This window comes from Escherichia sp. KCJ4928 (assembly GCF_004352695.1).
GTDB lineage: Bacteria > Pseudomonadota > Gammaproteobacteria > Enterobacterales > Enterobacteriaceae > ECMA0423.
This window is the reverse complement of record NZ_SJWV01000254.1, coordinates 1-4151: the sequence shown is the minus strand read 5'-3', so window position 1 is coordinate 4151 and position 4151 is coordinate 1. Positions and strand designations below refer to the sequence as shown.

Sequence of the window (4151 nt, the reverse complement as noted above, 5' to 3'; positions counted from 1 at the left end):
TAATCGGCGGCGATATTCAGTACATCAAGCCCCGTTGATTTATATTCTCTCGTGGAAAGTAAGAAAAAAGCCGCTCTAATAAGTTCTGGCATTGACGAAAGCGCATCAGCCGCATCATCAGGAACGCAGGAAAATTCCTGTTTCAGGGAATTAAAACGATCATCACGCATAACCCCCCCCATTTTCACAATCAGCAATCAGGATGGCTTTGGCCTCATTCAGCGCCATATCAGCGGTAATCTGTGCGTATGCCAGCGAATGCGGGATTATTGCCCCTGTATACTCCGGCTCTCTGATAATGTGTTTTTCTGCGGTTGCTGCCGTGCATGAAATATCAATCAGCGCGTGCATCAGCGTAGTGAGCGCGGCGGTTGCGTCCGGTGTGGTTTTATTGTGCATAGGTTTCCCCCTGGCGAATACGGGCGACAAAAATAAGATGTGCGTGCGGCAGCTGGGCGCGTGCTTCGCCTTCTGTTGCTGCCGTGACGGTAAAGAGTGATCTTTGTTTTTCCTGGCACTGCATAAAGCGCCAGACAAAGTAAGGGCGTGCGGATACAGCCATGTGAAAGGCTCCTACAGTAATTTTAAGGAGTCTCGCTACTACGCTGCTAAACGGGGTGGCGAGACGTAACAGGGTTAGCAGACTGGCACTGTAGGAACCAGCGAGCGCAAAGGCTCCCCCGTTACGCCCCGCCATAATGCGGGTATGGGTAGGCTTACGGACACAAAAAAACCGCATATCGGAATATAAGCGGCTGTCCGCTACAGTATTCAGGCTGCTAAACCCGGTCGCCATGTGGGCGACGGGGGAAGCATACAGCCCCGTTATAATTTTTTGCAAGCGGTTTTTACGCATGATGTGACCCCTGGCGAATACGGGCAGCGAATACAGCAACACAACCGGACGGGCAACGGTTACGCGCTTCGCGTTCCGTCCAGGCGGTTACGTGGATGATTTGAGATTCTCCGGCACTCAGGGCCAGAAAACGCCACACAAAGGCAGTTTGTGTGTGTACAAGGTGTGGTATATGATTTACGGCAACCATAACGGCTCCTCGTTTACGTTGTTGGTTAGAAGCCCTGCGAGTGGTAACGACACTTGCGGGGCTTTGTCTTTTCATCGATTACCTTGATAAAGGTGTCAGCCACTATGTTAGTAACGGGTGTCAGCCACGTCAATAGTGTTTTTCCGTTTTCTTGTGTGTATACTGTCAGCCACCTAATAACGAGGAAATCAGATATGGCAACAAAAGCAGTTAATGCAAAATCCAAAAAGCTTGAGGCTCGAGTACCACACGCAATAGCTGATGCTGTAGAAAATTTAAAGGAAGATGGCGAAAGTACAGGGCAATTTATCGTTTCGGCACTTGAAGGCGAGATCAAACGCCGCCAGCGCCGCAAGGCCAAAGAATCAGAATAATCACTATCAGCGCCGTGGTGTGAGGTACTACGGCGCATTGCTTTACAGGGCAGTAACATGACCAACAACACACTATCACCAATACAAGACACGCAAACGCAAGATGATGAAATCATCCGGCAAAGGCAGTCAGAAGCCTGCGCCAGACTTGAGGAAGAACTAACCAGAACAAAAATACCACCACCAGCGCCGCGCTTAATGCCACCAGAAAAATTTGCCCTTGAAGATTTTGTCGATAAATACCCACGGCGGTTAAAAGCCACTAAAAACCGACCGCCTGGCTGATAGCCTTGTCCACCAGCCGTAAATGTGGCATTGTCGGCGATGCTCATGCGTTGGGGATAACGCGAAATTTGTGTCGAAGGGCCACCGTGACAGGTGGCCTTTTCTTTGCCTGTTATCCGGCAGGTTTGATCAACTCGTCATCTGTCCCCACTAACTAGGCAACGTGTTTAACACGAAGCGATTTTCGTTAAACACAAACCAGTTTTTTGTTTAACACACCCTCAAAAACTGTTAAATAGTAACAAGTTAACACTACTTGTTTTGGGGCCATGAATGGACAAAACACGCAAAGCGATACTTAAGGGGATCCGCTTCCCGCCTGACTTATTAGCTGATATTGAAAAACGCATAGAAAGAGATAAAGCGCACTCCAACTTCTCATCGTGGGTAATTGAAGCCTGTAAACATCAGCTTAAGACCACATCTAATGTTTTTACCGCAAACGATGATAAAAACGACCAAACAAACTGACGAAGCAAAAAAAGAAATTTGCTGATTACATGATGAAAGGGCTGAATCAGACACAGTGCGCTATTCTTGCTGGATACAGTGCGAAAACAGCCAGATCGAAAGGGTCACAACTGGCAAAGGAACCGTGCATTCTTGCTTACATAGCATCAAAAAAAACATGATTGTAATATTCCACTACTACATAACAGGCGACCTTTAAGGACGCCTGTTCTTTTACGTTCACTCCTCAAGGGCTTTTCTTCGCTGTTCATCAAGCCAATTTTGCACATCCTCTTCATACCAGGCATTGCGACGGCCTATCTTGAAGGGCTTTGGAAAGTCCGGCGTTCTGTTAAAAAACATATGAAAAGCAGCCGCGTTGTTGTATCGCAATTTTTTCATCACATCATCACGCAACAAAATCTGACTATTATTTATATCATTCATATATTGTACACCTTATTCATTTACCAATTTTAAACCGCGTTTACCATGCGTCCTAACAATAACCCCACGTCTTGCAGAATCGACAAAATCACCTATCCATTGCATCATTATTACCCGCTGTTCAATATATGACGTCCTGTTATAAATATCCCTTACAGTATTTCCGCTCTTATGTGCAAGTGCAGCCTCTATAACATCGGGGTTAAATCCCTCTTCATTGAGTAATGTGCTCCACATTGACCTGAATCCGTGTACTGTCATTTCCTTTGCAAACTCGCTTTTATTAACCCTACTGACAATAGCATCTCTCGTTATTGCCTTTGCAACTGAATGAGCACCATAAAAAACATACTCACTTTGTTTTATTTTTCTCATTCGCATTATCACTTCAACAGCCTGTAAAGATAAAGGAATAATGTGTTCTCTTTTCCCCTTCATCCTCTCTGCTGGAATGGTCCATAGTTTTCTGTCAACGTCCAGTTCTGACCATTTGGCACCTAATGCCTCGTTAGGTCTGGTCATTGTCAGCATCATAAAAAGAAGACCATATGTTATTGATGGATGACAACTTTCTGCCTCAAGCCAATTAAGAAAAGCGGGTAATCTTTCTATGGCCAGCGCCTTAAAGCTTTTCTCTTCCATAGGTGGAAGCGCTTTATGAATACGAGACAACGGATTAAACTGAACAATTCCAGCATTCACGGCATAATCCATAACAAGACGCATAACCTGTACTATTTTTCGTTGCTGCGCAGGCGTTTCGTCATATTTTCTAATAACTGACAATACATTATCAGCACGTATATCATAAATTGACCAACCCCCAAAATCAGGAATAATATAAACTTTAATAACTCTGCTAACTGTTTTTACTGTGTTTTCCCTTCTACTCCCCTTTAAATACAATTCAAACCAGTTATTTGTTATTTTTTCAAAGGTCTGTGACCTCAGCATAATTCGTTCAGATTTTGCCTTACGCTTAGACTCATTAGGATCCACACCTCTTGAAAGTAATTTCCTTGCTTTATCCCTTTCCTCTCTTGCCTCAGCTATTGAATAATCTGGATAACGACCAATAGTAAGCGTTTGTCTTTTTTTGGTGTCGGGGTGCTGATACCTGAAACGCCATGTTTTACAGCCTTTTCTTGAAACATATAACAACAACCCAAATCCATCATGAAGCGAGTAATCTTTATCCTTTGGTTTTGCGTTCTTTACTTCAACATGGCTTAACGGTTTGATTAGCATAAATGCCCCTACTGATAAAGTTTATGGTTCATCGGTTAGTCCATGTCAACAACAAAGCGTTAAAATCTGCCGTTAACAACACATAAAAACATAGAGCAAAGATAACCATAACTATTTGATAAAACGTAGAAAAAAAACAAATAAACACTTTATTTGTTTTTTTATTATCTACTATTCTTGGGGATAAGGATAAAAACTTCCTTGATATGGCGTACACCGGTCTGCGCATCGTAGGAGCCAAACAGGGCCGCCACCAGGTCAAACACCCACTGTGCGCAGGACTCCCCGAACGTCGGGCTGC

Annotated in this window: 8 protein-coding genes and 2 pseudogenes; 4 read left to right on the top strand and 6 right to left on the bottom strand. The window is 44.1% G+C overall.

Annotated elements, in window-relative coordinates; translation table 11 throughout:
• Positions 1 to 162: 162 nt before the first annotated feature.
• From E0D98_RS28055 to E0D98_RS21765, 3 genes are read right to left on the bottom strand one after another with little or no spacing between them, the layout of a single operon-like run.
• A complete protein-coding gene (locus E0D98_RS28055) occupies positions 163 to 399 on the bottom strand; it encodes a hypothetical protein (RefSeq protein WP_050877094.1) in 237 nt (78 codons plus the stop codon).
• Entirely contained in the window at positions 389 to 856 is a 468-nt protein-coding gene (locus E0D98_RS21770) for a host cell division inhibitor Icd-like protein (protein ID WP_050877093.1), read from the bottom strand. The genes E0D98_RS28055 and E0D98_RS21770 overlap by 11 nt, the downstream gene beginning before the upstream one ends.
• Positions 849 to 1046, bottom strand: a complete 198-nt coding sequence (locus E0D98_RS21765; protein ID WP_048818849.1) for a host cell division inhibitor Icd-like protein — start codon at positions 1044 to 1046, stop codon at positions 849 to 851. The genes E0D98_RS21770 and E0D98_RS21765 overlap by 8 nt, the downstream gene beginning before the upstream one ends.
• A gap of 194 nt (positions 1047 to 1240) precedes the next feature.
• Here E0D98_RS21765 and E0D98_RS27435 point away from each other — a divergent pair, with 194 nt between their 5' ends.
• The 4 genes and pseudogenes from E0D98_RS27435 to E0D98_RS21745 all read left to right on the top strand — a co-directional run.
• Positions 1241 to 1420, top strand: a complete 180-nt coding sequence (locus E0D98_RS27435) for a YlcI/YnfO family protein (RefSeq protein ID WP_000201456.1) — start codon at positions 1241 to 1243, stop codon at positions 1418 to 1420.
• Between the two features lie 57 nt (positions 1421 to 1477).
• A complete protein-coding gene (locus E0D98_RS21755; RefSeq protein ID WP_072095334.1) occupies positions 1478 to 1705 on the top strand; it encodes a hypothetical protein in 228 nt (75 codons plus the stop codon).
• Positions 1706 to 1978: 273 nt separating this feature from the next.
• A complete protein-coding gene (locus tag E0D98_RS21750; RefSeq protein WP_131890992.1) occupies positions 1979 to 2176 on the top strand; it encodes a YlcI/YnfO family protein in 198 nt (65 codons plus the stop codon).
• Positions 2177 to 2205: 29 nt separating this feature from the next.
• Positions 2206 to 2331 (top strand): annotated as a pseudogene (locus tag E0D98_RS21745) (terminase small subunit); the annotation flags it as partial.
• Between the two features lie 64 nt (positions 2332 to 2395).
• Here E0D98_RS21745 and E0D98_RS21740 read toward each other — a convergent pair.
• From E0D98_RS21740 to E0D98_RS28050, 3 genes and pseudogenes are all read right to left on the bottom strand, one after another.
• The gene (locus E0D98_RS21740; RefSeq protein ID WP_044697522.1) at positions 2396 to 2602 is read right to left on the bottom strand and encodes an AlpA family phage regulatory protein; all 207 of its coding nucleotides are present in this window, start codon (positions 2600 to 2602) and stop codon (positions 2396 to 2398) included.
• A 12-nt stretch (positions 2603 to 2614) separates the two neighbouring features.
• Positions 2615 to 3850: an integrase arm-type DNA-binding domain-containing protein gene (locus E0D98_RS21735; RefSeq protein WP_050877091.1), complete on the bottom strand. Its 1236-nt coding sequence runs from the start codon at positions 3848 to 3850 to the stop codon at positions 2615 to 2617.
• A gap of 170 nt (positions 3851 to 4020) precedes the next feature.
• A pseudogene (locus E0D98_RS28050) lies at positions 4021 to 4151 on the bottom strand (hypothetical protein); the annotation flags it as partial.

Coding starts and splice junctions, on each gene's coding strand:
- E0D98_RS28055 (WP_050877094.1), bottom strand. CDS start 399: ATGCACAATAAAACCACACCGGACGCAACCGCCGCGCTCACTACGCTG.
- E0D98_RS21770 (WP_050877093.1), bottom strand. CDS start 856: ATGCGTAAAAACCGCTTGCAAAAAATTATAACGGGGCTGTATGCTTCC.
- E0D98_RS21765 (WP_048818849.1), bottom strand. CDS start 1,046: ATGGTTGCCGTAAATCATATACCACACCTTGTACACACACAAACTGCC.
- E0D98_RS27435 (WP_000201456.1), top strand. CDS start 1,241: ATGGCAACAAAAGCAGTTAATGCAAAATCCAAAAAGCTTGAGGCTCGA.
- E0D98_RS21755 (WP_072095334.1), top strand. CDS start 1,478: ATGACCAACAACACACTATCACCAATACAAGACACGCAAACGCAAGAT.
- E0D98_RS21750 (WP_131890992.1), top strand. CDS start 1,979: ATGGACAAAACACGCAAAGCGATACTTAAGGGGATCCGCTTCCCGCCT.
- E0D98_RS21740 (WP_044697522.1), bottom strand. CDS start 2,602: ATGAATGATATAAATAATAGTCAGATTTTGTTGCGTGATGATGTGATG.
- E0D98_RS21735 (WP_050877091.1), bottom strand. CDS start 3,850: ATGCTAATCAAACCGTTAAGCCATGTTGAAGTAAAGAACGCAAAACCA.